Origin of the sequence: Nostoc sp., from assembly GCF_036917755.1 — a bacterium.
Classification (GTDB): Bacteria; Cyanobacteriota; Cyanobacteriia; order Cyanobacteriales; family Nostocaceae; genus Nostoc.
Genome location: NZ_JBALFC010000111.1, coordinates 39,763 through 65,246, shown reverse-complemented (window position 1 = coordinate 65,246; position 25,484 = coordinate 39,763). Strand labels below are relative to the sequence as shown.

Here is a 25,484-nt window from a genome sequence, read left to right as displayed (position 1 = left end):
ATGAGTACAATATTCGTATTATCTTGTTACTGTTACGATAAAAGGTAGGAGGGTTTATTATGTCAAATACTGCCCAAGAGATATACAGCCAAGTTGTTTGTAACTTGTCACCGACTGAACAGCTACGCTTGGCAACCCTGATTCTAAATAAGCTAGTCGAGCAAAACTTATCTATCATCGACCAAAGTTATACTTGGACTGAACAAGATCAGCTTGATTTAGCATCCTTCTCCTTAGAGTACGCAACTTCAATTTTCCCTGAAAGCGAGGAGACAGTTTAGTGACGTTCAATCCCGGTGATGTAGTCACAGTTGATTTTCCCGGTGTCACTGGTATTAAGCGTCGTCCTGCTGTAGTTCTGTCATCTGCCACTTATCACGCAACTCGTCCCGATGTGATCATTGGACTGATCACTACTCAGACAACTGGCCTTGGAATTACTGATTACACACTTCACGATTGGGCAGCAGCAGGTTTGCGGGTTGCGTCTGTTTTCAGAAGTTTTATCGTCACCTTACCACCCTCAGCTAATTTGGTTTTGATTGGTCACTTGTCAGAAGTTGATTGGAAAGGTGTTCGTGCGTGTGTCAAGATAGCTCTGACTGAGTTAGATGATTCTAAACCATCATCGCAGGCATCATCTGCCTCATAGAAATCTATGTATTTTTAGCAACTACTTGTGCGTAGATGCTTTTAGCGGTAAGCCGCAGGCATCGTACCTGTGGGAGGCTAAAACTTCAATGCAATGAACAAGCGATGTCTACGACGGGCGTAGCTGCGGCACTCGGCTTGACGCTAAAATACTAGTCGCAATCTTGTAGAGATGATTAGCGATGAAAATTAAAACAGTTATCTGGCAAGAAGACTTCGCCGTGCTACTAACAATAGACAGGCTTGGATATCTTCGAGTTCGAGATCGGGAAAATCCTCTAAAATCTCAGAAACGCTGATATTCTCAGCCAACATTTCTAAAATGTCGCTCACACGAATTCTCATGCCTCGAATACAAGGACGACCAGCACACTGACCAGGAGTTTGAGTAATACGAGTCAATAAATCAGCCCTTGGGTTCATGCAAGTATTTTAATATCAGGTACTTTTATTTAACTCTAATTGTGCGATCGCAATTATCCAGCCTAACATCTAAGTACAACTGATAAGCGGTCGCAGTTGTCGCACGCTGATACAACAGAAGCTAAGTTCGGCAGTTTTGGGTTAGTTGTAGCTTTAGGTAATCAATAAAGTCTAGAATTTCTGTATCAGTGAGTTGTAAGCGCGTAGGCGTAGCCCGTCCTAGACATCGCTTGCCATGACAACATTTGGTGAATCTATGACAAAGTTTCTGGATCAACACCAAGCGCTTTCAACCTTTCCGTTAACATTTTCACCTGTTGTTCTGCGTCCACACGTCGCTGTTCTTCAAAAACTGTGCGTTCTTCCGCTTCGCTAATGCGTTCTTCTGGTGTCAGCAATCTTTGCCCTTGTTCGTCATACCAGTACAGCCATTCCCGCACGATACCTTGATAAATTCCCCGTTCTCCCCCAATTCCTAAACCAATCTCTGGTAGCCAAACGGGATTTCCTGACATTAAAATATATTCCCCATCAACTAAGTGATACACCTCCAAAGGTGGATTTTTACGACGAAAGGGACTATATACAACGTAGTACAAAATTCCTAATTCTTTGGCATAAAATTCTTTCTTGGTGCTGTATTCTTCCCGATATATTTGGGAAACAACTTCTAGTGCTAAAGTTGGCGGTTTATTTTCTTCCCACAGCACATAACTTAGGCGCAAGTCTTCATCAATAAAGCGTTTAACTCCTAAGCTGAGAAACCCATCAGGGACAATTGCTGGTTTATCTGGGTGATAATAAATACCCATATCAACACCAAAGAACCAATCCCAGCGATCGCACCAAACCAAAGCCAGGATCGTTTTCAGCAAGCCGGGAATTAAATTTTGTAGTTCATTATCCACAGAGGTATCATCTGAGTCGGGTAGTTCTTCGGAAGATGGCAAACAATGCAAGGGATTGTAGTTTAACATGAGTGGTTTTACCAAATCTGATTGTACCTTGATTGTAGGAAATGTATCGATAATTAAATAAGTATACAAGGGTAAAATAATTGTGCATTCCAGTATCCACATTAATCTGACGAAAATCAGCCTCTTGGATAAATATGACCAATATTAGCGATGTCTACGACGGGTTACGCCTACGCGCTGATTTTGACAGCCCTTGGAAAGAAATTATAGAAGCTTATTTTCCCCAAGCAATGCATTTCTTTTTTCCAGAAACTTCTGCATTAATTGATTGGGAACGTCCCTACGAATTTCTAGATAAAGAATTTCAACAAATAGCTCGTGAAGCCGAACAGGGTAAGCGATATGCTGATCAATTAGTCAAAGTTTGGCAAACTCAAGGGGAAGAACTTTGGTTATTAGTCCATGTTGAAATTCAGGCACAAAAAGAAGATAACTTTCCTAAGCGGATGTTTACGTACAACTTTCGCATATTTGACCGCTTTGATCAACCAGCAACGAGCCTTGCAATTCTCTGTGATCCAAACAGAGAATGGCGGCCAAGCAATTACAGCTACAATTATCCCAATACTCGCTTAAATTTTGAATTTGGCAGTGTTAAACTTTTGGATTACGAAAATCGCTTTTACGAGTTAGAAAATAGCGATAATCCATTTGCAACTGTCGTCATGGCGCATTTGAAAACACAGCAGACACGTTCATCACCTGAACAACGCAAAATATGGAAGTTTAGCTTAATTCGCAATCTGTATCGATTTATCGATTGGGTTATGATATTACCAAAGGCATTGGAAAATCAGTTTTGGGAAGAGTTTAAACAATTTGAGCAGGAGCGAACTATGAGATATATAACTACAGGTGAGCGCATCGGCTACGAGCGCGGAAAACAAGAAGGTAAACAAGAAGGTAAACAAGAAGGTGAACAAGAAGGTCAACAACGGCTGATTTTAAGGTTACTACAAAAACGAGTCGGAGAATTATCACCAGAATTGCAAGAGCGCATCCAATCTCTTTCTTTAAATCAGTTAGAAAACCTTGGCGAAGCTTTGTTAGATTTTACTGCTATGGAAGATTTACTTAACTGGCTGCAAACAAATCAATCAGCTTAAAATCTAGGGCAATTTAATTTGATAGAAAATTATTACCCAAGTTGGCTTTGTCAAGAGCTTATTAATAATTGCTTACCTTGGCAGGAAGGCAAAAATATGAGCTTTGGAGATTTTAATGAACAATATACATTACATGATTCTTGTTGGATAGGTATTTTCTATAACATTGGATATGAACAAGCCATAACTTTAGCTATTGATTGGAATTCTGTTTGGTTGCCTGATGAAATAAAAAAAGGTATTACCGTCGGTGAACCCTATATTTTCATCCGATTAACGGGTGTTGAACAGATAAGTACGGCTAATTATATTGATATTGTCAATATTTATAGAATAATCGGGAGTTGTGAATTTGAAGAGATAGAGGGTAAGAAGTTTTTGGCTATTGATGATGTGTTTGGAGGACAAATTAATATTGTCTACAGAGGTGAGGAAACCTTCTTGAAATTAGAAAAAAATAGAAGGATATTGAAGATTTAAACTAGAAAATTGATTAAGCGATCGCCTCCAAGCAATGTACATCAAAAAAGGGCAGGTTTTATACCTGCCCTCAAAGCAATAAATATTTAAACTAAAGTAGCGATCGCAACTAATTACCGATTTGAGGCGCACTCAAAGAAACCTTTAGGGTTTCTTCTTTTTGCTGTGCTAATGTCGGTACAGAATCACGCAATCTTGCCGTCAATTGTACAGTTGTGGAGTCGTACATCTGAGTCAGCAATTTTGGATAGAAACCAATACCAATAATTGGCACCAACAAACAGGCAATGATAAATACTTCACGGGGTTCGGCATCTATCAAAGCTTGGTGAGAAACTAATTCCTTGTTTTCTTCTCCATAGAAAATTTCCCGCAACATCGACAGCAGATAAATCGGAGTTAAAATTAATCCAACTGCCATCAAGAACACCACAATGACTTTGAAAGTAGAACTATAAGCATCGCTAGTAGCAAAACCGACAAATACCATTAATTCTGCCACGAAACCGCTCATTCCTGGCAATGCCAAAGAAGCCATCGAACAGGTGGTAAACATGGCGAAAATTTTCGGCATTCTCTGACCGACACCACCCATTTCATCCAACATCAGGGTGTGTGTCCGGTCATAAGTTGCGCCAACCAGGAAGAACAAACTCGCCCCAATTAACCCGTGGGAAACCATTTGCAACACTGCCCCACTCAACCCCAAATCGGTGAAGGAGGCTATACCAATCATCACAAACCCCATGTGGGAAATTGAGGAATAGGCAATTTTTCGCTTCAGGTTGCGCTGGGCAAAGGATGTCAAGGCAGCGTAGATGATATTAACTACCCCCAAAATCACCAATACAGGCGCAAAGAAAGCGTGGGCATCGGGGAGCATTTGGGCATTCATCCGAATTAAGGCGTAACCGCCCATTTTCAGGAGAATACCTGCCAGCAACATATGCACGGGGGCTGTAGCTTCACCGTGGGCATCAGGTAGCCAAGTGTGCAAAGGAATAATCGGCAACTTGACGGCGTAGGCAATTAAGAAGCCAGCATAAAGTGCAAGTTGGAAATTGAGGGCAAAGTCTTTTAAGGCGAGCGATCGCATGTCGAATGTCACCGTATCGCCGTAAAATCCCATTGTCAGGGCAGACAGCAAAATAAACAGCGACCCGCCGGCGGTGTATAAAATAAATTTGGTCGCTGCATATTGCCGCCTTTTGCCTCCCCAAATCGACAGCAGAAAGTATATCGGCACCAGTTCCAGTTCCCACACCAGGAAAAATAACAGCATATCCTGGACGGCGAACACGGCAATCTGACCGCCATACATTGCCAAAATCAAGAAGTAAAATAGCTTGGGCTTGAAGGTAACTGGCCAAGCTGCTAAAATCGCCAGCGTGGTAATGAATCCAGTCAAAATAATTAGCGGCATGGACAAGCCATCTGCCCCTACTGACCAATTCAAATCCAGTTGGGGTACCCAGGGGTAACTCTCCACCAACTGCAAATCTGGATTGGAGAAATCATACCCAGTAGAAAAAGCATAAACAATCAGTGCAAAATCGATCAGCCCTACGATGAGGGAGTACCAGCGCACTGTTTTGCCTTCTTTGTCAGGGATGATGGGAAGAAGTAGCGACGCCGCTATCGGAAACAGAATAATCGTCGTCAGCCACGGAAAATTAGCTGTATTCATCACAATTTGTCTGCTATCAAAATCATGTTTGGCAAAAAGTCACTAGTTATTAACTAACAGCTTTTTGGTGATTTAGTCTTCCTCGTTAGGTTGATTTAATTAAATTGACAATCCCCCATTTTTTATCTTGGGAGTCTCTTTTGACACTTGGGGGTGCGGAATGTGGGTTGTGATACTCTCAGTTAAGTTAAAAATCTACCCTCAAAAAGCCGTTAAAATTATAGTTTAACGGTGCGATCGCGTAGCCTCCCGCATCACTAAAAATACACGATGCTGTTTGCTGGTTGTTGAAAAAAACGATTTGGTGCAAAAAAAGCATAACAGGATAGATAACCCTATGATAATCGCACAAATTGAAAGCCAGATTCGTTATGTCACCAACGTAAATGGAGAAACAACAGATGTACTCGTCCCTATAGAACTTTGGCAACAGCTGATGAGTTCCATAAATTCTGATAACGTCAGTGGTTTAGCTTGGATTGATGAACAAGAGCCAAAAGCACAAATATTAGCCGATTTGCAAGAGTCCGTGCGACAAGCAGCAGTAGGGCAAACTTTCCCAGTTTCAGAACTTTGGGACTATAGTAAGCGATTTGATTGAGTTTTTTTAGTAAAATAGACAGGGAAAGTTGATAAGGGAAATTCGATTATGTCATCTCCAGCGATCGCTACTGTAATTAAGATGATGGAATCTTTATCTGAAGATATGCAAGAAAGAGTTGCAGAACATCTCCGAGAGTACCTGGAAGATTTGCAAGATGAATTGAAATGGAATAAATCATTTAAGAAAACTCAACAACAACTGATTGCATCTGCCCAATCCGCTAAAGGAGAGATTGCAGAAGGACTTGCAAAACCAATGAACTATGAAAAGTTATGAAGTCTGCAACTCTTCCTTCTTTTTGGGATTAAGATTATATTATTAATCTTTTGATATTAACTGAAAAAAATTGATTTTACTTTATCAAATGCGCCTGAATCTGTGATCAAAAATATTGAGAATTTACAACAAATATGGTTGGAAAGATGCGATGCTATTGAAAACAACCAAAAAGGATCTTATAGTCGCCATTTATTATTAATTTTACACGATTTGCGTGAAGAGATACAGAATAATAAAAATAGATTTTCTCAAAATGCTTACGGAAAAAAGTTCTTTAAAATTCAGTTTTCTAGTTACTGTAGTTTTAAAAAAGAACAACTTGATGATCTAGACAAAATTAAAAAATCCTGGACAAGAGAAGTAGATCAAGAACTATATTTCATTACTGAAGCTTTATCCAACAATAAGAGTAAATTTGAATTAGACGATATTTTAATATTCATTCAACGTATAGAAGAAAAAATAACGTCAGAAAATAGCTTGAGGCAAGTTATTAACCTTTTGTACGAAAAAATACTTGAAAAAGACTTAAATAATAATCATATAGAATTTATTGTAGACACAATAATTTTATTATTTAATTCTAAGGGAATGTTGGAATTAAAATCAAGATTAGAAGAGCAATTTCAAAAATTTGAAGATATAGCAACATATCCTGAGCAAGGTAATTTATATCCAACCTTATTTGGATCACCATCAAGAGATGCAAAATCAATTGATGAACATAAGGAAGAGCTTAGAAAATATTATGAGGCTTCAACTATTAAACAGAGACTTAATTTTCTAAGAGAAATTTATTCTCTAGAATCTCAAACTTATAAAGTTATTTTTAATATAACAGGTGTAGTGTTCACAAATAAAATTAATATAGGCAATGTTGAACTATATCGTCCTAAAATAGATGGACAATACATTAAAACAAATGAGATTTTAAGCATAACATTTGAAGATAAGTCAGATTACTGTGTTGCAGTCGATATCCGAGGTGTAGATAGTAAATTCATGAAAATTATTGATCTCAAAGATGATATTTATAACATATATCGTATTCGTAATATGCTAGTTCATTCTAGTAGTACTACTAGTAAACTATTAGATTATTATGCAAAACGTAGCCGAGAGTATTGTCACTCTTTGTTAGATGCCATTGCATATAAAATATATGAGACTTCTAACGATGATGAAATTATGCCTTTGGAGTTTTATTTTAGAGAAATGGTAATTGATGCAAATATTGCTTTAGAGGCGGTAAAAGACAATAAAATGGACAACTTTATAAATTGGGCTTTATCGTAAATAATTTTAATACCCGCTTTTCAGGCGCGTTATACTTTTTGAATAATATATTTACCATCACTAATAGATTGATTGGATGTCTACATGGTAGATATTATAAATATTTTTATACCTTACATAGCAATTTTAGAGCGAATAAACTTATATAGTTTGTATTAAAAAATCTTGTCATCTTTTCAGAGCAAACTCTCAACTCCTCTCTGCGCCTCTGCGTGAGATAAAAATAATGTAGGGGCGGATATGCGTCCACCCCGATTAAAATCAGGTAACACCAAAGACAATCACTAAGCCCAAAACCGCCCCAAATACAATCAAGGCATAGAATTGAGCGCGACCGTTTTCTAGGTACTTCAGACCTTCACCACTGACAAGGGTGAAAAAGCCCGTTAGGTTAACAGCACCATCGACAACGCGGAAGTCAACTTCCATAAATTGTCTTCGCTTTTTAATAGAGAAGGCGCGATCGCCCGCGATCGCATATCATTTATTTACTGTGTAACCTGTCTTCCATAGCCATAACTTCATGCCTTTCTCCGATTTCACTAATCCTTACCAAAATCCGGCCAACATACCACAGAAGTATCGCAAGGATATAAATCTACGGAAATTATTTAAAGCTGATGGTTCTTATGTGCGTCCAGCAGAGCCTATGATATTGGGAGAAAAAGAGGTGACATGAAGGAGGGCAGCAAATACCAGCCACTCCTAGAATTTTTACGTGGCAATGATCAAAATGAAATAACTTTATCATTTGCTGAAATTGAGACTTTAATCAATGATGTTTTGCCTGAATCAGCAAGAAATAAACAGGCATGGTGGAGTAACCGCAAGCAAGGCTCATCACAAGCTTACGCTTGGATGGAAGCGGAATATCGTGTTGAAAAAGTGGATTTTGATCAGCAACAAGTGACATTTCGTAAACCTCCTGATAAATATCAAGTTCAGCTTCAGGGTGATACTGTACTGTGGAATGCTGAGTTGATCAAAGCACTGCGGCAACACATGGATTTAACACAAGCGGAGTTTGCTCAAAGGCTAGGTGTGCGTCAAGCAACGGTGAGCCAATGGGAAAACAGTGTATATGAGCCGACTTTAGCTATATCTAAGTATTTGACCTTAATTGCAAAACAAGCTGGATTCAAAATTTAAACTAAAACTATTTACACAATAATACTTTACCGCATATATTGTTTTTATGTCAAACATTTTATTCGGTAAAGCATGAATATTCAAAACACCGAACCCAAAGCTCTTAAGTGCCGGATGTGGCTATGGCTAGTTGTCCCAGGACTTCACGACCATGATGCAACCCAGCTTTTAGCCCAAAAACTAAGAGATGAGAGTGTTTAGAAGCGATGAAAACACACTTACAGCAACCCGGCAACAAAATTACAAATCTTGTCAAAAGCCAGCAAATAAGTTTCCGAGGCTTCCTGCTGGCTCTTGGCTCCCTAACAAAAGGAGACATTCACCATGATAAAACCAGTTATTGCCCAAAATCATCCTTGGGTGATAGTAAAAACTGTAGTTATTACCCAATCTCACACCATCGCCCGTTTTGCTAACCGCCAAGATGCAGACGACCATTTAAGATTTTTGCGTCGAACTATTCCCAATGGAGGTTTTGAGATTATGTTTGAACCGCCAGATGATGTAAAAAAAGACTTGAATATTTAACAAAATTTAGGGGGTTTAAATCCCCTACTAATTGATTTCTGAATTCTATTCTCGACCAATCCAGTACACAGGCTTACGTTTGTGATGTGCTATGGCTAGAATCCGAATTAAATCATCATCAACAACACGGTATAGGAGTGAATAAGGAAATTTAGGCAGAATCAGCCGACGAACAAATCCTCGAACTACTACACCAGCAGCAGGGTAACGTATAAGGAGATTGACTGCACTTTCTACTTCTGTCAAGTAATCTAGCCCTAGCCCCTGATTTTGTTCCTCGTAATAACTTGCGACATCAACCAGTTCTTGCTCTGCCAATGGATGAAATACAATTCTTGTCATTGTAAAGATGCACGAACTCGTTGAAACAATTCTTCAGCCGGAATACCAGTAATTTGATTGGTGTTCATATCTTCATCACGCTTCTGGGCTTCTTCAGCCCAACTAGCCGCAATTTCTTGATCTATTCCACTTTCTTGACCCAATCTTTCCAGTAATCTTGCTAATAAAATCACTTGAGAATCTTTTGGAAGTGCAAGAACTTCGGCTTCAAGCTGTTCAAGGGTCATAGTGAGTACCTAAACTCTCTAGTACAGTACCTCTTATTTTACTGGAAGTACAAACCATAAAACCTCAACAGTTAACACTGCTGAGGAATTCAAGCTAAAAAAAAGGAGTCTAAATTAGACTCTTAAAACTCTTAAAAAACTTAGGGGCGGACGATCGCCCACCCCGATTAAAATCAGGTGACACCAAAGACAATCACTAAGCCCAAAACCGCCCCAAATACAATCAAGGCATAGAATTGAGCGCGACCGCTTTCTAGGTATTTCAGACCTTCACCACTGACAAGGGTGAAAAAGCCCGTTAGGTTAACAGCACCATCGACAACGCGGAAGTCAACTTCCATGACTTGTCTAGCTAGGCGACGCAAACCGACAACAAAAACCCGATGGTAAATGTCATCAAAGTACCACTTGTTGAGGGATAACTCGTAAAGTGGTTTGATTTTAGCAGCGATCGCAGCCGGATCAATCTTCCCTCGCAAATACATCAGCGAAGCCAAAGTAATCGCAATCAAAGAAATTCCCACCGAGGCACCCGCCATAATGTAGAATTCCGTCGGATTGAACTCGGAAGCCTTTTCTATAACTTCGGTGAGAGTTTCGCTAGGAGGAAAGATAAACTCTTCAAAATAATTGGCGTAAGGAGTTCCCAACAAACCAATCAAAATGGAAGGCACTGCCAAAAGTGCCAACGGTAGAGTCATTGTCCACGGCGACTCATGAGGAGAATCGCTATGATGCCCGTGGGAGTCATGGGAATCATGGTGTTCACTAGTTGCCGCCAATTCTCCTTTTTTCATTGCCCCAGGCCCAAAATTCGGGACTGGTTCTTCTGACTCTAATTCCAGGACAATTGTCGCTGCCGCCTTCTTGAGTTTTTGCTTGATTTTCTCGTCATTACCCCGGAATTCGCCTTCAAATGTCGAGAAATACATTCTAAACATATAGAAAGCGGTAATCCCGGCAGTTAGCCAGCCAATCAACCAGAGGAGTGGGTTAGCCTCAAAAGCCTTCCCCAGAATTTCATCTTTTGACCAGAAGCCAGCAAAGGGCGGAATACCAGAAATTGCCAAGCAACCAATCAAGAAGGTAATTGCCGTCACGGGCATATACTTCCGTAGACTCCCCATCAAGCGCATATCTTGCGCTAAGGCGGGGTCGTGACCGACAACACCTTCCATGCCGTGAATTACTGAACCTGAACCCAAGAACAGCATCGCCTTAAAATAGGCGTGGGTCATCAGGTGAAATAGTCCAGCACTGTAAGCACCGATTCCCATTGCCATCACCATGTAACCAAGTTGGGAAATGGTGGAGTAAGCCAAGCCCTTCTTAATATCGTTTTGGGTAATGGCAATGCTAGCCCCCAAAAATGCGGTAAACGCCCCAGTAAAAGCAATCACGCTCATTGCTGCTGGAACGTGTTCAAATACTGGGTACATCCGGGCAATCAGGAAAACACCTGCTGCCACCATTGTTGCTGCATGGATTAAGGCAGAAATTGGGGTGGGGCCTTCCATCGCATCTGGTAGCCAGACGTGGAGGGGGAATTGGGCAGATTTGGCTACTGGCCCCAAGAAAACTAAAATCGCAAACAGGACAGCGAGAAAATTGCTGATCGAGCCTGATTCTACCAGTTGGGATAGGCGATCGCCGATGACATTAAATTCAAAGCTTCCTGTTGCCCAGAACAGCCCTAAAATGCCGAGTAACAGACCAAAGTCACCCACGCGGTTGGTCACAAATGCTTTTTGAGCGGCATCGGCTGCTGACTTGCGATCGTACCAAAAGCCGACCAGCAAGTAAGAACACATCCCCACCAATTCCCAGAATATATAAATCTGTACTAGGTTGGGGCTGAGTACCAGACCTAACATTGAAGAGCCAAACAAACTGAGATAAGCATAAAACCGCACGTAACCGGGATCGTGAGCCATGTAGCCATCGGTGTAAACCATGACTAAGAAGGCGACCGTTGTCACAATCACCAGCATTAGGGCTGTCAGGTGGTCAATAGTGTAGCCCATGTTCAGGTGAAAATTACCTGCTGCTGCCCACTCCAAGGTGCGGATATAAGTCGCGTGTCCTTGAATTTGACTCCACAACAAGGCAAGCGACAGCCCCATAGCTGCTCCCATTAGGGAGATAATCACCACAGCGTTAAGCTGCCGTAAGCGGTTTGTCACCTGATTCAACGAGATTAACCCTAGACCGACCAGCATTGCCCCAAAAAGAGGTAATACCGGAATCAGCCAGGCATACTGATAGATTACTTCCATCACTGACGCCTACTTTTAGAATTCTTAACTAGCGTGTCGGAACTGTTAATAATTGTGACACACACCCTTTAGGATAAAATAACCCACCCAAGGCTGATTGGGTGGGGTGTTAAGCATGGTTTTAGATTTGCAAAGAATAGCTCTGAGTGCTGAGTGCCCACTCCTGAGTTTAATTATTACTCACGACTGGGGACTCTCTTCAGGCTGACCGATACTCTAAGTCCACTGTTTTTGAACTTTTGTAGATTTTGGGGTAACTGCTGTAGCTGGCTTTAATCTCTTCTAAAGCTAGACGTAAATCTTCTCTGCCGCGAAAGCATTCCAAGCGATGGCGAATAATGCCATTTTCAATCAATAGTAAAGTGGGTAGTGATTTTAGCCTATAAGTAGTAGACAATTTAAAATTTTGATCGGCGTTAACCCCAACTAATTTAATTTCCTCCCCGCATTGGGCTTGAAATTCCAACAACAGTGGGTGGATAATCCGACACAAGCCACACCAAGGTGCTTCAAAATTAACTAAAACAGGAATAGGAGATTCTAAAACTTCTTGAGTAAATGTCTGCTCACTAACCGACAACACCATGACACCTCTTGGATTATAAGGTTTTTATATCAAACTACCTATCGGCACCCAATTAAATAGTGCTGAGTTCCGAGTCCTGTTAGCGGTAGCTAGGGTTTAGCCCATGCTGAGTAGAAATCCCTAACTTTAGTTAGGGGATTGAATGAGGAACTCGTTTCTTTTCCTTTTAGAGTCAAGTGGGGGCGCTTTCAGGAACCAAATCTCAGGACACAGAATAATTAATTAGGCAAAAATTGAGCGCGTTGATGTATCTCTGATAAAAAAGCCAGCGCGACTTTCACGGTGGCTTTTTTGGAATGTTAAACTCCTGATTGCCGTCTTTACCTGGGAATTTGACTGAATCTGCCACTTACTCCCAAGGAAAAGCAACTGACCAACAACTACCAATCTAAAATCTTAAGGTGAGTGAACAGACCTCCACTAATTGATGTTTTAACTTATCGTACATTGATTTGGGGGCAATTGATAAGCTGAAATTCTCATTTATTTGGGATTTTCTGCTGACACTGGGGATCACCTAAAATTACCATTTTATACTACTAGTTGCTTCCAGTAACAGAGGATGCGACCACCAAAGCAAAGCGATAAAAATGGCAACTCCCAAATAGGCAGGGCGGAGAAATTCCTGCCATTTGATAGATTGACGTCCGTCAATAATTGCTTTGAAGGGAATAATTGAAGTTCGTTGTTTGGCAATTTCAAAGGCTTCCCCATAGCGATGCCAGAGGCGGCGATCGCCGTGCCAAACCCCAAATAAGTGATGCAACACCAATCCAATGGAAGTTACAAGGGTGAAGGTAGTACCCAGCCAGAGAGTATGGGCAACACACCAAATTATTTGTCCCACCATCTGGGGATGACGGGTAATCCGAATAATTCCTGTTTCGTAAAGATGAACTTGGGGCTTTTGAATAGCAGCAATTTCTAGTAGATTGAAGGTAGCAGGATATAAAAACAAAAACGAGATCGCTGACAGCAGCCAAACAAATTCTCGCACTCCTAGCACCCCTTGTACCTGCCAAAGTTGCAAACCATCATAGCGGTGCCCAAAAAAGTAAATAATTAATATCACAGCTAACGGTAGGCTAACTAATGCAAAGAGAATACGATAAAGCCTTGGGCCAATGTATTTTTCGGCCCTTGGACGTAAAGCAGCGCCTCCACTGTGAGCGATCGCAAAAGCTATTTGTAACCCCAGTATGACAAAATGACTAGGTGTCAACCAAGAAATCAGCAGCATATACACGAGTGAAATAATTTAAAGAAAATGGAACTCAGTACAACCAATACCACAAAGTATTCAAAAGGAGACTTTAGTCGAGATGTTGTGCTAATGTCTTTTTCGAGTCAAGCCTTCAAGTTTAATATGCAACAAATCATGACTGGCTAATTGCTGCCAAACCTGATTTGTTGTGTGCATCCGCTCCTTTTAAAGTTTGTGGTTTGAGCCTTATGTCTGACCTTCCTTTCACTTTAGATCAGTTACGTATTTTAAAAGCGATCGCTCAAGAAGGAAGCTTCAAGCGTGCCGCCGATAGTCTTTACGTCTCCCAACCTGCCGTCAGCTTGCAAGTCCAAAATCTCGAACGGCAGCTAGATGTCCCCTTATTCGACCGGGGAGGACGACGCGCCCAATTAACCGAAGCCGGGCATCTACTCCTCAGCTACGGCGAAAAAATCCTCAGTCTGTGTCAGGAAACCTGCCGCGCGATCGAGGATTTACAAAATCTCCAAGGCGGTACTTTGATTGTCGGTGCTTCTCAAACTACTGGCACTTATCTTTTGCCCAGAATGATCGGGATGTTCCGACAAAAATATCCCGATGTGGCAGTGCAATTACACGTCCACTCCACTAGGCGAACTGCTTGGAGTGTCGCTAACGGACAAGTTGATCTGGCAATTATCGGCGGTGAAATTCCTGGTGAACTATCAGAATCTTTAGAAGTTCTTCCTTACGCTGAAGACGAACTAGCGCTGATTCTACCTATCTTTCATCCCTTTGCCAAACTTGAAAAAATCCACAAAGAAGACCTATATAAATTACAATTCATTGCCCTAGATTCCCAATCGACTATCCGCAAAGTAATTGACCAAGTGCTATCACGCTGTGAGATTGATACCAGACGTTTTAAGGTTGAAATGGAATTGAATTCCATTGAAGCAATTAAGAATGCTGTGCAATCTGGTTTGGGGGCTGCCTTTGTCTCAACTAGTGCGATCGCTAAAGAGTTACAAATGGGCGTTCTGCACTGCGTCAACATTGAAGGCGTCGTCGTCAAACGAACACTGTGGCTGATTTTTAATCCTAATCGTTATAGATCCAAGGCCGCAGAAGCTTTTAGTCGGGAAATTTTACCCCAGTTTGCTAACCCTGGATGGAATCAAGATGTGTTAATATTGGCACAAAAAAGCATGGTGGTAACTACCTTGGATGGAGCAACTCCCATCTCATCCGGCGAAGGCTAAAATCAGGTCACAAATAATTCGTAATTCGTAATTCGTAATTATTAACCTATCGGTGTTCCTGCCGGGTGTCATAGGCAAGCCGGAGGTGTGACACCAGGAAAAACTCTCCTGTTCTTGATGAATAAATTTAGTTGGTCTGTAACCTGAACTAATTACGAATTACGTTAGCGACCTCTCCCTACAGCCCTTCTCCTAAAGGAGACGCTACGCGAACGGGCATCCTACGGCAGGCGTTAGCCTCTCCCTTTGGGAGAAGGGGAGACGCAATCATGCGAATGAGCGTCATTATCAATTACGAATTATTTTGAATAGTGACTAATCACGAAAATGGAAGTTTATTGCACTCGTCCACGTTGTCCACGCCCAAAAAACTATTTTGTCGATTTAGATGATATTACGACGCTGAGAACAATGCAGCAGAAGTATTGTACTACCTGCGGTATGCCACTGATGTTAGATGGTCGATATGTGACAACGAAGCTGCTAGGAAGGGGTGGGTTTGGAGCAGCATTTTTGGCACGCGATCGCCGAATACCAGGAATGCGTCAATGCGTAGTTAAGCAGTTTCAACCAGCAGGAAATTTAAGCTCAACTCAATTGCAACAAGCACAGTTAATGTTTGAGAGAGAGGCAGAAGTTTTAGCACAACTTGGTAACGATCATGAGCAAATTCCTGACTTGTTTGCCTTCTTTCCAGTGATAGTTAATAGCTTGCAACCAGGAGAGCAAGACCAATTTTTTTACTTGGCACAAGAATACATTGATGGGCAAAACTTAGAGGAAGAATTAGTTCAAAATGGCAAATTCTCTGAACAGCAAGTTATGGAGGTGCTGCAAGAAATCCTGAAGGTGCTAAAGTTTGTCCATCACAGAGGCATTATCCATAGAGACATCAAACCTTCTAATATAATGCGTCGTCGTGATGGTAAACTTTTCTTACTAGACTTTGGCGCAGTCAAGCAAGTAACAAACGCTGCACTCGGTTCTGCGGCATCTTCCACAGGAATTTATTCTATGGGATTTGCACCGCCGGAACAGATGGCTGGGGGTCAAGTATTCCCATCTACAGACTTATACGCGTTGGCTGTAACTCTTATTACTTTGTTAACAAATCAGGAAGCAATTCAACTATTTGATGCCTATAGTAACCAGTGGAAATGGCGATCACAAGTGACTATTAACCCTCACCTTGCTGACATTTTAGACAAGATGCTGCTACCTGCTCCCAATCAGCGCTTCCAGTCAGCCCAGGAGGTTCTAGATGCACTTAACTCACAGGCGGCTCAAGCCACTACACAACTCAATTCGCCTTCTGTAACACTTCCGCCACAACCACCCAAAGGTTCTAGTCCCGTCGTCCCCCGCCGTCCACCAACTCAACCAGCGTTTTCCACACTGGAATTATTGGGTGGGGCGGCATTTAGTGGATTTGAGGGTGCATTGATTGCGATCGCGCTCTTCAGTCTCATAAAATCACCAATACCTACTTTGATTATTTCCGCCCTGATTTTAGGTATACTAATTTTTGCTCAAACCCGGCGGTGGATTGAAAAGTTCGATTTATTAATTATTCCGACAATTAGTTTAATTATTATTTTTTTTGCCTCCTTTTTACAAGGGGGTCTTGGTATTCAGACAGTAGTTGTTTTAGCCGTTGCAGCAGGCTTAGTAGCCATTTCACTAACAGCCGTATTTCGACTTATTTATAAATTATTATCTCTCTTACTTTAAAAAACTCCTGCTGCTAACAGCCACCTATGTCTCACAAAAACGAAACACTTAGTCTTTTCTTAGCCGTTGTCATCACTATTGGCTTAATCTTTGGTGGCTTATGGTTTTTTATGGAACGGTGGGCGCAATTAAGTGGAACTGTTACTAAACCTTCGGAAACTGGCAACACAAGTAATCCCCTAAACCAGTTTGTCAACAAATGTAACGTGGCAAATCTCCCAGAGGGGACATTCAACTATGGTGGTAGTACAACTTGGGCACCCATCCGTAAAGAGGCAGACTCCGTACTGCAAAAACTTTGCCCTCGCTTTGTTTTACGCTACACTCAACCTCCATCAGGTGAACCAGGATCTGGAACTGGGATTCGGATGTTGATAGATAATCAACTAGCTTTTTCTCAATCTTCTCGCTCAGTTAAAGCTGAAGAAAATACAGAAGCTAAACAAAAAGGATTTAGTTTGAAAGAAATTCCGGTGGCGATTGATGGAATTGCGATCGCAGTTAACCGCAATCTCAACATCCCTGGCTTAACTGTCGCCCAACTCAAAAACATCTACACAGGCAAGATTACCAACTGGCAAGAAGTCGGTGGGCCAAATTTACCAATTACAGTCTACTCTCGCAGCAAAGAAGCTGGGGGTACAGCCGAGTTTTTTGTCGAAAATGTTTTAAATAAAGAGAATTTTGGTGCAAACGTTAGTTATATTGACACCACCACGGAAGCGGTACGAAAAGTAGCTGCAAGTCCTGGCGGAATTTACTATGCTTCTGCCCCAGAGGTCGTACCCCAGTGTACGATTAAGTCCATACCACTAGGGCGCACAAGCGGTCAATTTGTGCCTCCCTACCAAGAACCCTTTATACCTCCATCTGAATGTCCTAATAAACGTAATCAGTTGAATAGTCAAGCATTTCGGAGTGGAGACTATGCAATTACCCGCAATTTATTTGTAATCGTTAAACAAAATAATCAAGATCAGCAAGCTGGAGAAGCTTATGCAAATTGGCTGCTGACACCTCAAGGTCAAGAACTGATCGAAAAAGCTGGATTTGTTAAACTTAAATGATCAAAGTGGTTGGATTTAGCAAAATAATCAAATTAGGACTTACGCAAAAACTCTCTTAAACTCTTATTTCTCAGTGTTCTCTGCCTCTGGAGTAGTTCGTTTTTTATCTCAATACCTAAGTTCTACAAATAATAAACATTTTTACTTTATTCAAATTTGTTCATGTCCCAAAAGAATGAAACCACAATTTTAGCCTTGGCTCTGTTACTGACAGTTGGAATAATTGGCGGTGGTTTTTGGTGGTTTACTAACAACTCTGGTTTCAAACTTGGTAATACTCCAAATCAGGAGACAGGCAGCAATCTATCCTTACAAGACCGGATTAGTTTTGGGGAAAAATCCTTGACTCCTGGCGACATTTCTCCAGTTAAAAAAGCGGGAGTACAGGCGATCGCTGCTAAAAGTTATGATCAGGCGATCGCCAATTTCACAGCTGCCCTAAAACTCAACCGTAACGATCCAGAAGCGTTGATCTTTCTTAACAATGCCCGAATCAAATCTTCAAAGAGCTACACCATTGTGGCTTCTGTACCAATAGGCACTGACCCCAATACTTCTTTAGAAGTTTTACGTGGTATCGCTCAAGCCCAAAATGAAATTAATACCTCTGGAGGAGTCAAAGGAGTGCCGTTGAAGGTAGGGATAGCTAACGACAACGACAATCCAGAAATAGCCAAGCAAATCGCTTCCAGCCTAGTCAGCAATTCAGAAGTATTAGGTGTAGTTGGGCCGATTACTAGCGATTCTACCTTAGCCGCAGGTACTATTTATACTTCTGGACAACTTGTAGCAATTTCCCCTAGCAGCACATCTGTAAAAATTTCTAACTTTAGCCGCTACGTTTTTCGCACGGTTCCCAGTGATTTTATCGCTGCTAGAAGTTTGGCTAACTATATGGTGAAAACCTTGCAGAAAAAAAATGCCGCAGTTTTCTTTAATTCTCAGAGTAACTATAGCCAGTCTTTAAAGTCTGAGTTTGTTTCATCTGTTTTGCTGGAGGGTGGACAGGTATCCAGCGAATTTGACTTATCCAAGGTGGATTTTAGTGCGGCTAAAAGTATAGAAGAAGCAACTAAACAAGGTGCAGAAGTGTTGATGTTAGCTGCTAACACTGAAACTTTGGATAAAGCGCTGCAAGTAGTTCAGATTAACCAGAAACGGTTAATTCTGCTCTCTGGAGATGATGTTTACACCACCAAAACTTTAGAAATTGGCAGACAGCAAGCTGCGGGGATGATACTAGCAGTTCCCTGGCATATTGATGGCGATCCCAAGTCAAATTTTCCCCAGAGATCCCGGCAGTTGTGGGGCGCTGATGTGAGTTGGCGAAGCGCCCTCAGCGATGATGCCACTGTAGCTTTGATTGCGGCATTAGAACGCAATCCCACGCGATCTGGAGTCCAACAAGCACTAACTTCCTCTGACTTTTCTGCCACTGGCGCTTCTGGTACAATTCGGTTTTTAGCATCAGGCGATCGCAATGCGCCAGTCCAACTTGTAAAAATCGTTCCTGGTCATCGCGCGGGCGCTGATTTTGACTTTGAACCAGTGCGATAATCAGCTAGGACTTACGCACGAGTTACGGAATAACGAACCGCAGAGGCGCAGAGGACACGGAGAGAAGTCGGAGCGGCAGCTTCCGCCGTTAGCGTAGCGGTAGCGAGTCCGCGAGCGTCTCTGAACTTCGGTGGAAATCGGAGTTTGAGAGATATTTTGCGTAAGTCCTATCAGCAATAAAAAATTAAAAATTAACCAATAGTTAACCTGGAAAAACTCTCAACATGGGAAATTCAGCTTTATGGGCAATACTTTCGCTTCTTTACGAGTATTGGCATAGAGCAAACCTAAGATTTTACACGCTTGTTTTTGCCATCAGGCAAAAAACTGAGCCAATAAAATCCTGTATGGTTAGTGAGAAATCCGGGTAATACTGCCCTGACTATTTAATAAACTTTGCCTTTCCTTAACTTGTCATTAATTTTCACGTAACAAAATACAGAAGTGGGGATTTTTAGCAGCTGGTGAGGTAGTGCAGTCTTGAGGTTTTTTCAAGTGAGTAACTGCCGAACCCAGACGGCTAATGGACAAGTGGTTTAATACCTTGTCCCTTGTGGGGAAAATCAAGAATTAAGAGCAAAATTATGCTGAATACAACACCTTTAAAAAGGTTATCGCAAGCAACCGCAGTACTTGGTTTCGCTATGCTTGCAGTTATTGGCACAGATCCTGCTCAGGCTGTCAATTTGAAAACATTTAATATTTCGGGAAATTTTGCTCCTACGCCTCTTGATGGTTCAGTAGGGCTACCTGTGAATTTAGCAAATGGTTCTTTTAATGGGACTTACACAGTAGATGTGGATCAATTACCCGCTTCTAGTTCTTTTGTAGATTTGACAAGTTGGACTATCAACTTAGTCAATGACAATACTATTTTACGAACATTATCCAACAGTTTGCCTGGCAATACAGCTTACATTCAAGAGAACATACTTGCTTTTGCAGACGCAGGCTTATTGAGAGGAGAAAATAATAACTTGTACAGTTTGGAACTGTATTCTGATAGCAATTTCACAGGTACGGGTAGTACCAATGATGGGAAATTTTTGGACAACAGCGACCTTGGAAGTGTCCAAAGCTCCGGCATTACTGAGGTTACTTTCGCTAAAAGTGAGGCTGTTCCTGAACCTCGAACTTTTGCTGGAGCAGCAGTTGTTGCTACTATCGGTTTCTGGCTGAAAAGAAAGCAAAAAGCTTAAATAGCGGCATAATTTTGCTTTTGCTCAACGGGATTAAGTTTTGGTTAATTTCGGAACCAATAAAGCACAGCTTAACCAAAATACCTATTTTAAATTAATCAAACGCTTGCGGTATCTGAATCCTAATTACGAATTCCGCATAGCGATATTACCTGGATAGAAATTACCAAGGAGATGTGCTTTGAAACGATTTACAAAGTTCTATTTTGCTCTGACATTCTTGCTAGTACCGTCGATTTTTCTCGGCTCGGCGATCGCAGAGGATTCCTCTCCACACGAAGCATCGCCAGCAAACTCAACCGTCACAACTCAGCCAAATGCAGCGCCAGACGTGGCGCGATACTTAAATGATCCGCACAAGGAACCCAATCTGCCACCGAAATTGCTCAGAAGACTGCTTCAAGAGCGGATCAAGTACGTCTTCGTAATCTTTAACGAGAACCACTCTTTCGACAACGAGTATGGCACGTTGCCCGGTGTTAACGGACTCTACTCAGATGGACAAAAGCCTCGTGACCCAAAGAAAACGCCGGGCTTCACCCAGACCTACACGGATGCTAACGGCATGACCGTCACGGTTCAGCCATTTCGGATTGGGACTGAGCAGAACGCGACTGTCGTTGACAGCGTTGACCACTCGCACACCGGACTGGCAACCAAGCTGCACGTTGTAGACGGCAAGCCACAAATGGATCAGTTCGTCTACGACGAGTACACGCGCTTCGCGTCCAAGGGTGGAGCCGCCAATATTGCTGAGGGCAAGCAGTTTGCGCGTCTAGTCATGTCGCACATCGACTGCGACACCATTCCATTCTTCTGGAAGTGGGCTAGTCGCTTCACGGTCTTCGACAACATCTTTGCAACCGAAGACACGCCCTCAACCCCGAATGCAGTGGCGATGATCGCGGGACAGGCGGGTGAAACTCAGTGGGTGAAGCACGGTTCGAGCGGTAAATCTTACACCGTGGGTAGCCACACGGGGACGACGCAGGGTGTACCCCTGGTCAACGACCCACAGCCATTCTATGGCTCCCAGTTCGACACAACGACGAACAACAAGCAACCTGCTGGCACGAAAGAGAGCTACGCCGATAACAACATCGCCTCGAACCTGACCTTCGCCAGTCTGCCGCTCACCTTCCAGGGGCGCAATATTCGGTCGGTCTTAGCTGGCAACAGGAATCCTTTATTCGATCTAGCCGATATCCAGCAGGATATCCCCTATATCCAGAAACTCCGAAGTGAGCCTGTCAATTGGCGCTGGTATCAAGAAGGCTACAATCTCGAACCGACGGATACCAAGGGGATCGCTTCCCACAATGCCTATGTTACCCATCACAACGGCGCACAGTATTTCGGCTATATCGCCAACACGCCGGAGGTGAGCAAAAACCTCCGCGGACTTGGTGACTTATTTAGCGACATCGCCAAAGATACCCTGCCCAAAGGCGGCGTGTTCTACATTCGTGGCGGCTACACCAACCAGCAGGGTTTGAAGCCACCGATCACGAACCCCAACACGCCTGCGGATGAGATCGCCGCGATTAATGCGGCAAAGTCGGGCGATGACGACCATCCGGGCTACACCGATCGCCAACTCAGCGAGGGGATGGCGGCCAGGGCGATCAATGCGATCGCCTCAAATCCAAAGCTTTGGCAGCAGAGTGCTATTATCATTACCTACGACGAGTCCGATGGCTTCTACGACCATGTGCCACCGAGGATCTTGTCCTATGGCCCTGACGGGTTGCCACTCTCCCGTGGTGTCCGTGTGCCGTTGATCCTAATCTCACCCTACGCGCGGACGCACGCTGTCTCCCACGTCGAGGGCGACCACAACTCGGTGATCGAGACGATCAACACGATCTTTAATTTGCCTGCCCTTGCTAGCCTGCCTGATGAGGCACAGGCACTCGCTGCTGGTAACTCCCCGGAGTTCAACAAGTTCGGGCCGCCAGGATTTCAGCAGAAGTACCTCGGCCCACGGGACATCAATTCGCCAATCACCGACAGCCTGCTGTCGGGCTTCGATCCGAAGCGTCTGCTCGGTATCTCACCGCCACTACCAGCCTCCTTTGCGAAGATTCCAGATAGCGTTGTAAATACACTACCCCACTACGGTGGGCAAGGCTGCCGAGCGATCGGAATCACGCCGGAGGACAAGCGCCAGGGGATAGTCAACAAAATCCCCAAGGGCTTTAACCCACTACCAAGCACTTATCCAGTGGCTAACCCTTAAATAATTCGTAATTCGTAATTCGTAATTAAGTTTTGTGACGGGGATTTAGCGCAAAGTGCGGTCTTGGGGTCTCCCCAAGAGGAGCAATTTTGTAAGACAGACCCCGACCCAAAACTTACCGGTTCAATAACCGGGGGACTTAAACCCACGGTACTCGGTTAAAGACATGAGTGCTGAGTCCTGAGTAAAGAAGTGAGATTCTCCACTCAGTACTCGGAACTCAGCACTCTTCGTATCCCCGTTTTTCGACATTCCCTGAGGAGAATTCATGCGCTTTGTGTTAGTCTTGCTGACTCTACTTGGTATCTGCGGCTCGATTTCCCCCGCTCAGGCGGGTTCGGTCATCAAACGTGTCAAGGAACACAATGTGGTTCGCTGTGGCAGCGTCGAGCGGACAGGTTTGGCAACTGAAGCCGATTCAGGTGGCTGGAGTGGTCTAAACGTCGATGTCTGTCGTGCGATCGCCGCTGCCGTGCTGGGATCTTCTGACCGCATCGAATATCATCAGTACGAGACACCGAAGGACTTCGACGCTGTGCGTAACCAGCAGGATGACGTATACTTTCTCACAGGATCAGAAATTAACGAGCAGAAGCTGGCCGGTAAGGTGCTGCCAGGCCCGACAGTCTTCGTAGAATCCCATGCGGTGATGGTGGCATCAACCTCGGCTGCACACCACCTCAGCGACCTGGCCGGAGAAAGCATCTGCTTCATGATTGGCAGTTCGGTCGAGCGGAGCCTCACAGCTTACTTCGGTGCGCTCCACAAGAATTGGTTCCGTCGGGCATTCTCTGAGGACGGGGAAATGATCGATACATACAATGTGCAAAATTGCCACGCGATCGCTGGTGAAATCACGACCCTTGCAAATATCCGCCTCGACTCTGGGGTGAACCGATTATCAAGCCGCATCCTCCCGGAGTCGCTGACGACCTTTCCGGTGATCGCTGCGACCGGAACCGAGGACGCTCAGTGGTCGGCGATCGTCGCGTGGACAGTGCATACATTGATCAACGCCGAAAGACCGGAAACACCCTGGTATGCAGGCGGTGCTGGGGCGATGCCGATTTCTGCACCAGAACTCGGTCTTGATCAGGAGTGGCAACGCCGAGTTCTCACATCTGTAGGTAACTATGGCGACATCTTTGATCGCCATCTGGGGAAAGGCTCACTACTCAAGCTCGATCGCGAATTAAATGCGAACCATTTCCGAGGAGGACTTCTTCTAAGCCCGTTCCTCGAATAATTTCAACCAAGAATAAATGTCTTTAATTTTGAATTTTGAATTTTGAATTGTTAATATACCTTGGCTTTTAAAATAGTCAGAAGTGAGGATTTTTGACACTCCCAGCCCTAAAGGGACAGGGATTCTTAAAGAGTCCAAACCTGAACTTTCAATGGTGCTGGCAAAAACACCCTAGACACTCAAACCAACTATTTTTCAATGCTGTCAGAATTCGTTAATAAAACACCCGTTCTCCAAATACAATCTCAAGTAGCAAGCACCTATCAAGTCAAGCACTTGTATTGAATGGACGCACGGGTAATTTACTATGTCCCAAAAAAACGAAATACCTATTCTTGTCTTATCCATCGTAATCACGGTCGGGCTAGTAGCTGGCGGTTTTTGGTGGTTCAGCAGAAAGTCTGGTCTTGAGCTAAATACAATTAATTCTGCTAGCAACAAAACGCCCCAAACTACATCAGAACAACCTAGTGGCAAGACTTTTATCTCAGTACAGGATGTTCCTACAGGATTATTCAATTACGGAGGCAGTACATCTTGGGCACCGATTCGACTAGTAGTTGATCGAGCAATTCAGGCGGCGCGACCAGAGTTTCGGCTGCGTTATGTAGAACCCAGCAATGCATCTCCTGGTTCTGGTACTGGTATCCAGTCGTTGATAGACGGTCAACTAGCTTTTGCCCAGTCCTCCCGACCAGTTTTAGATCAGGAATTAAGCCGTGCCCAGCAGCGTGGGTTTAGTTTGAAACAAATTCCTGTGGCAATTGATGGTTTAGCGATCGCAGTTAACCCCAGTCTCAACATCCCAGGACTAACGATAGACCAGTTAAAGTCAATTTACACAGGCAAAATCAATAATTGGAGCCAGGTGGGCGGCCCCAATATTCCGATTAAGCCCTATTCTCGCCACATTGCTGATGGCGGTACGGTTGAGCTTTTTGTCCAAGACATCTTGGGTGGTCAAGCTTTCAGTTCCAATGTGGAATTTATCTCCACAACCACCCAAGCCTTACAAAAATTGGCTGGTAGTCCTGGTAGTATCTATTACGCTTCTGCCCCAGAGGTGATTCCTCAATGCTCAATCAAAGCCTTGCCGTTGGGGCGGACGCAAGGGACATATATTGCTCCCTACCAAGAACCTTCTGTCCTCCCGTCGGAATGTCCTGGTAAACGAAACAAATTGAACATTGAGGCTTTCCAATCAGGAAAATACCCGATTACCCGTAATCTGTTTGTGGTGGTCAAACAGAATGGTCAGAGTGAGCAGCAAGCAGGTGTCGCTTACGCCAACTTACTGCTGACTGAACAGGGACAGGAACTGATTACCCAAGCTGGGTTTGTCAAAATTCGCTGACACCTGCGATGCAC

The 25,484-nt window shown here is 43.3% G+C and carries 27 protein-coding genes; 18 read left to right on the top strand and 9 right to left on the bottom strand.

Going from position 1 to position 25,484, the window contains the following annotated elements; translation table 11 throughout:
- The first annotated feature begins 59 nt into the window (after positions 1-59).
- Together V7L05_RS24355 and V7L05_RS24350 are read left to right on the top strand one after the other, a co-directional pair.
- A complete protein-coding gene (locus V7L05_RS24355) occupies positions 60-281 on the top strand; it encodes a hypothetical protein (protein WP_335167877.1) in 222 nt (73 codons plus the stop codon).
- On the top strand, positions 281-652 hold the full coding sequence (locus V7L05_RS24350; RefSeq protein ID WP_335167875.1) for a type II toxin-antitoxin system PemK/MazF family toxin: 372 nt from the start codon (positions 281-283) through the stop codon (positions 650-652). The genes V7L05_RS24355 and V7L05_RS24350 overlap by 1 nt, the downstream gene beginning before the upstream one ends.
- A gap of 197 nt (positions 653-849) precedes the next feature.
- Here the strand turns inward: V7L05_RS24350 and V7L05_RS24345 are convergent, their stop codons facing one another.
- Both V7L05_RS24345 and V7L05_RS24340 read right to left on the bottom strand, forming a co-directional pair.
- A complete protein-coding gene (locus tag V7L05_RS24345; RefSeq protein ID WP_335167873.1) occupies positions 850-1,074 on the bottom strand; it encodes a DUF433 domain-containing protein in 225 nt (74 codons plus the stop codon).
- A gap of 254 nt (positions 1,075-1,328) precedes the next feature.
- Positions 1,329-2,051 carry a Uma2 family endonuclease gene (locus V7L05_RS24340; RefSeq protein WP_335167872.1) on the bottom strand — a complete coding sequence of 241 codons (723 nt, stop codon included), beginning with the start codon at positions 2,049-2,051 and terminating at the stop codon, positions 1,329-1,331.
- Between the two features lie 134 nt (positions 2,052-2,185).
- On the opposite strand from V7L05_RS24340, the gene V7L05_RS24335 reads away from it, so the two are divergent.
- Together V7L05_RS24335 and V7L05_RS24330 are read left to right on the top strand one after the other, a co-directional pair.
- On the top strand, positions 2,186-3,157 hold the full coding sequence (locus V7L05_RS24335) for a DUF4351 domain-containing protein (protein WP_335167871.1): 972 nt from the start codon (positions 2,186-2,188) through the stop codon (positions 3,155-3,157).
- An 18-nt stretch (positions 3,158-3,175) separates the two neighbouring features.
- Entirely contained in the window at positions 3,176-3,637 is a 462-nt protein-coding gene (locus V7L05_RS24330; RefSeq protein ID WP_335167869.1) for a hypothetical protein, read from the top strand.
- A 109-nt stretch (positions 3,638-3,746) separates the two neighbouring features.
- On the opposite strand, the gene ndhD1 is transcribed toward V7L05_RS24330, so the two are convergent.
- Entirely contained in the window at positions 3,747-5,324 is a 1,578-nt protein-coding gene (gene ndhD1 / locus V7L05_RS24325) for a photosynthetic/respiratory NAD(P)H-quinone oxidoreductase subunit D1 (RefSeq protein ID WP_335167868.1), read from the bottom strand.
- A 337-nt stretch (positions 5,325-5,661) separates the two neighbouring features.
- On the opposite strand from ndhD1, the gene V7L05_RS24320 reads away from it, so the two are divergent.
- The 3 genes from V7L05_RS24320 (at position 5,662) to V7L05_RS24310 (ending at position 7,503) form a co-directional block, all read left to right on the top strand.
- Positions 5,662-5,925 carry a hypothetical protein gene (locus V7L05_RS24320; RefSeq protein ID WP_335167866.1) on the top strand — a complete coding sequence of 88 codons (264 nt, stop codon included), beginning with the start codon at positions 5,662-5,664 and terminating at the stop codon, positions 5,923-5,925.
- Positions 5,926-5,973: 48 nt separating this feature from the next.
- A complete protein-coding gene (locus tag V7L05_RS24315) occupies positions 5,974-6,204 on the top strand; it encodes a hypothetical protein (RefSeq protein WP_335167864.1) in 231 nt (76 codons plus the stop codon).
- A 102-nt stretch (positions 6,205-6,306) separates the two neighbouring features.
- A complete protein-coding gene (locus V7L05_RS24310) occupies positions 6,307-7,503 on the top strand; it encodes a hypothetical protein (RefSeq protein ID WP_335167862.1) in 1,197 nt (398 codons plus the stop codon).
- Positions 7,504-7,764: 261 nt separating this feature from the next.
- Here the strand turns inward: V7L05_RS24310 and V7L05_RS24305 are convergent, their stop codons facing one another.
- Positions 7,765-7,932, bottom strand: coding sequence for a hypothetical protein (locus V7L05_RS24305; protein WP_323808651.1), 168 nt, complete (start codon positions 7,930-7,932; stop codon positions 7,765-7,767).
- 246 nt (positions 7,933-8,178) lie between these two features.
- On the opposite strand from V7L05_RS24305, the gene V7L05_RS24300 reads away from it, so the two are divergent.
- The 3 genes from V7L05_RS24300 to V7L05_RS24290 all read left to right on the top strand — a co-directional run bounded on the left by V7L05_RS24300 (position 8,179) and on the right by V7L05_RS24290 (position 9,180).
- Positions 8,179-8,652: a helix-turn-helix domain-containing protein gene (locus V7L05_RS24300; RefSeq protein WP_335167858.1), complete on the top strand. Its 474-nt coding sequence runs from the start codon at positions 8,179-8,181 to the stop codon at positions 8,650-8,652.
- A 72-nt stretch (positions 8,653-8,724) separates the two neighbouring features.
- Positions 8,725-8,853: a hypothetical protein gene (locus V7L05_RS24295; protein ID WP_335167856.1), complete on the top strand. Its 129-nt coding sequence runs from the start codon at positions 8,725-8,727 to the stop codon at positions 8,851-8,853.
- Positions 8,854-8,976: 123 nt separating this feature from the next.
- Positions 8,977-9,180, top strand: a complete 204-nt coding sequence (locus V7L05_RS24290; RefSeq protein WP_335167854.1) for a hypothetical protein — start codon at positions 8,977-8,979, stop codon at positions 9,178-9,180.
- A 45-nt stretch (positions 9,181-9,225) separates the two neighbouring features.
- Here the strand turns inward: V7L05_RS24290 and V7L05_RS24285 are convergent, their stop codons facing one another.
- The 5 genes from V7L05_RS24285 to V7L05_RS24265 form a co-directional block, all read right to left on the bottom strand.
- A complete protein-coding gene (locus tag V7L05_RS24285; protein ID WP_335167851.1) occupies positions 9,226-9,522 on the bottom strand; it encodes a type II toxin-antitoxin system RelE/ParE family toxin in 297 nt (98 codons plus the stop codon).
- A complete protein-coding gene (locus V7L05_RS24280; protein ID WP_229497572.1) occupies positions 9,519-9,749 on the bottom strand; it encodes an addiction module protein in 231 nt (76 codons plus the stop codon). Before V7L05_RS24280 ends, V7L05_RS24285 begins: the two co-directional genes overlap by 4 nt.
- 173 nt (positions 9,750-9,922) lie before the next feature.
- Complete coding sequence (locus tag V7L05_RS24275) at positions 9,923-12,025, bottom strand: NAD(P)H-quinone oxidoreductase subunit 5 (protein ID WP_335167847.1); 2,103 nt, start codon at positions 12,023-12,025, stop codon at positions 9,923-9,925.
- A gap of 199 nt (positions 12,026-12,224) precedes the next feature.
- Entirely contained in the window at positions 12,225-12,611 is a 387-nt protein-coding gene (locus V7L05_RS24270) for a thioredoxin family protein (RefSeq protein WP_335167846.1), read from the bottom strand.
- A gap of 523 nt (positions 12,612-13,134) precedes the next feature.
- On the bottom strand, positions 13,135-13,851 hold the full coding sequence (locus tag V7L05_RS24265) for an NnrU family protein (RefSeq protein WP_335167844.1): 717 nt from the start codon (positions 13,849-13,851) through the stop codon (positions 13,135-13,137).
- Between the two features lie 212 nt (positions 13,852-14,063).
- Between V7L05_RS24265 and V7L05_RS24260 the strand changes: the two genes are divergently transcribed.
- The 8 genes from V7L05_RS24260 (at position 14,064) to V7L05_RS24225 (ending at position 25,470) form a co-directional block, all read left to right on the top strand.
- Positions 14,064-15,077, top strand: coding sequence for a LysR family transcriptional regulator (locus V7L05_RS24260; RefSeq protein ID WP_335167843.1), 1,014 nt, complete (start codon positions 14,064-14,066; stop codon positions 15,075-15,077).
- A gap of 327 nt (positions 15,078-15,404) precedes the next feature.
- Entirely contained in the window at positions 15,405-16,808 is a 1,404-nt protein-coding gene (locus V7L05_RS24255; RefSeq protein WP_335167841.1) for a serine/threonine-protein kinase, read from the top strand.
- 26 nt (positions 16,809-16,834) lie between these two features.
- A complete protein-coding gene (locus V7L05_RS24250; RefSeq protein WP_335167840.1) occupies positions 16,835-17,875 on the top strand; it encodes a phosphate ABC transporter substrate-binding protein in 1,041 nt (346 codons plus the stop codon).
- A 162-nt stretch (positions 17,876-18,037) separates the two neighbouring features.
- The gene (locus V7L05_RS24245) at positions 18,038-19,432 is read left to right on the top strand and encodes an ABC transporter substrate-binding protein (protein ID WP_335167838.1); all 1,395 of its coding nucleotides are present in this window, start codon (positions 18,038-18,040) and stop codon (positions 19,430-19,432) included.
- Positions 19,433-20,016: 584 nt separating this feature from the next.
- On the top strand, positions 20,017-20,631 hold the full coding sequence (locus V7L05_RS24240; RefSeq protein ID WP_335167836.1) for a PEP-CTERM sorting domain-containing protein: 615 nt from the start codon (positions 20,017-20,019) through the stop codon (positions 20,629-20,631).
- 181 nt (positions 20,632-20,812) lie between these two features.
- Positions 20,813-22,870 carry a phospholipase C gene (locus tag V7L05_RS24235; RefSeq protein WP_335167835.1) on the top strand — a complete coding sequence of 686 codons (2,058 nt, stop codon included), beginning with the start codon at positions 20,813-20,815 and terminating at the stop codon, positions 22,868-22,870.
- Positions 22,871-23,138: 268 nt separating this feature from the next.
- Positions 23,139-24,116: a hypothetical protein gene (locus tag V7L05_RS24230; protein WP_335167833.1), complete on the top strand. Its 978-nt coding sequence runs from the start codon at positions 23,139-23,141 to the stop codon at positions 24,114-24,116.
- 307 nt (positions 24,117-24,423) lie between these two features.
- Complete coding sequence (locus tag V7L05_RS24225) at positions 24,424-25,470, top strand: PstS family phosphate ABC transporter substrate-binding protein (protein ID WP_335167830.1); 1,047 nt, start codon at positions 24,424-24,426, stop codon at positions 25,468-25,470.
- Positions 25,471-25,484 lie beyond the last annotated feature (14 nt).

Bases quoted from the DNA above. Each gene is read 5' to 3' on its own strand.
- V7L05_RS24280 (WP_229497572.1), bottom strand. From the start codon at position 9,749: ATGACCCTTGAACAGCTTGAAGCCGAAGTTCTTGCACTTCCAAAAGAT.
- V7L05_RS24250 (WP_335167840.1), top strand. From the start codon at position 16,835: ATGTCTCACAAAAACGAAACACTTAGTCTTTTCTTAGCCGTTGTCATC.
- V7L05_RS24265 (WP_335167844.1), bottom strand. From the start codon at position 13,851: ATGCTGCTGATTTCTTGGTTGACACCTAGTCATTTTGTCATACTGGGG.
- V7L05_RS24340 (WP_335167872.1), bottom strand. From the start codon at position 2,051: ATGTTAAACTACAATCCCTTGCATTGTTTGCCATCTTCCGAAGAACTA.
- V7L05_RS24290 (WP_335167854.1), top strand. From the start codon at position 8,977: ATGATAAAACCAGTTATTGCCCAAAATCATCCTTGGGTGATAGTAAAA.
- V7L05_RS24245 (WP_335167838.1), top strand. From the start codon at position 18,038: ATGTCCCAAAAGAATGAAACCACAATTTTAGCCTTGGCTCTGTTACTG.
- V7L05_RS24225 (WP_335167830.1), top strand. From the start codon at position 24,424: ATGTCCCAAAAAAACGAAATACCTATTCTTGTCTTATCCATCGTAATC.
- V7L05_RS24355 (WP_335167877.1), top strand. From the start codon at position 60: ATGTCAAATACTGCCCAAGAGATATACAGCCAAGTTGTTTGTAACTTG.
- V7L05_RS24320 (WP_335167866.1), top strand. From the start codon at position 5,662: ATGATAATCGCACAAATTGAAAGCCAGATTCGTTATGTCACCAACGTA.
- ndhD1 (WP_335167868.1), bottom strand. From the start codon at position 5,324: ATGAATACAGCTAATTTTCCGTGGCTGACGACGATTATTCTGTTTCCG.
- V7L05_RS24260 (WP_335167843.1), top strand. From the start codon at position 14,064: ATGTCTGACCTTCCTTTCACTTTAGATCAGTTACGTATTTTAAAAGCG.
- V7L05_RS24335 (WP_335167871.1), top strand. From the start codon at position 2,186: ATGACCAATATTAGCGATGTCTACGACGGGTTACGCCTACGCGCTGAT.
- V7L05_RS24295 (WP_335167856.1), top strand. From the start codon at position 8,725: ATGAATATTCAAAACACCGAACCCAAAGCTCTTAAGTGCCGGATGTGG.
- V7L05_RS24315 (WP_335167864.1), top strand. From the start codon at position 5,974: ATGTCATCTCCAGCGATCGCTACTGTAATTAAGATGATGGAATCTTTA.
- V7L05_RS24255 (WP_335167841.1), top strand. From the start codon at position 15,405: ATGGAAGTTTATTGCACTCGTCCACGTTGTCCACGCCCAAAAAACTAT.
- V7L05_RS24305 (WP_323808651.1), bottom strand. From the start codon at position 7,932: ATGGAAGTTGACTTCCGCGTTGTCGATGGTGCTGTTAACCTAACGGGC.
- V7L05_RS24345 (WP_335167873.1), bottom strand. From the start codon at position 1,074: ATGAACCCAAGGGCTGATTTATTGACTCGTATTACTCAAACTCCTGGT.
- V7L05_RS24230 (WP_335167833.1), top strand. From the start codon at position 23,139: ATGCGCTTTGTGTTAGTCTTGCTGACTCTACTTGGTATCTGCGGCTCG.
- V7L05_RS24275 (WP_335167847.1), bottom strand. From the start codon at position 12,025: ATGGAAGTAATCTATCAGTATGCCTGGCTGATTCCGGTATTACCTCTT.
- V7L05_RS24300 (WP_335167858.1), top strand. From the start codon at position 8,179: ATGAAGGAGGGCAGCAAATACCAGCCACTCCTAGAATTTTTACGTGGC.
- V7L05_RS24270 (WP_335167846.1), bottom strand. From the start codon at position 12,611: ATGGTGTTGTCGGTTAGTGAGCAGACATTTACTCAAGAAGTTTTAGAA.
- V7L05_RS24240 (WP_335167836.1), top strand. From the start codon at position 20,017: ATGCTGAATACAACACCTTTAAAAAGGTTATCGCAAGCAACCGCAGTA.
- V7L05_RS24285 (WP_335167851.1), bottom strand. From the start codon at position 9,522: ATGACAAGAATTGTATTTCATCCATTGGCAGAGCAAGAACTGGTTGAT.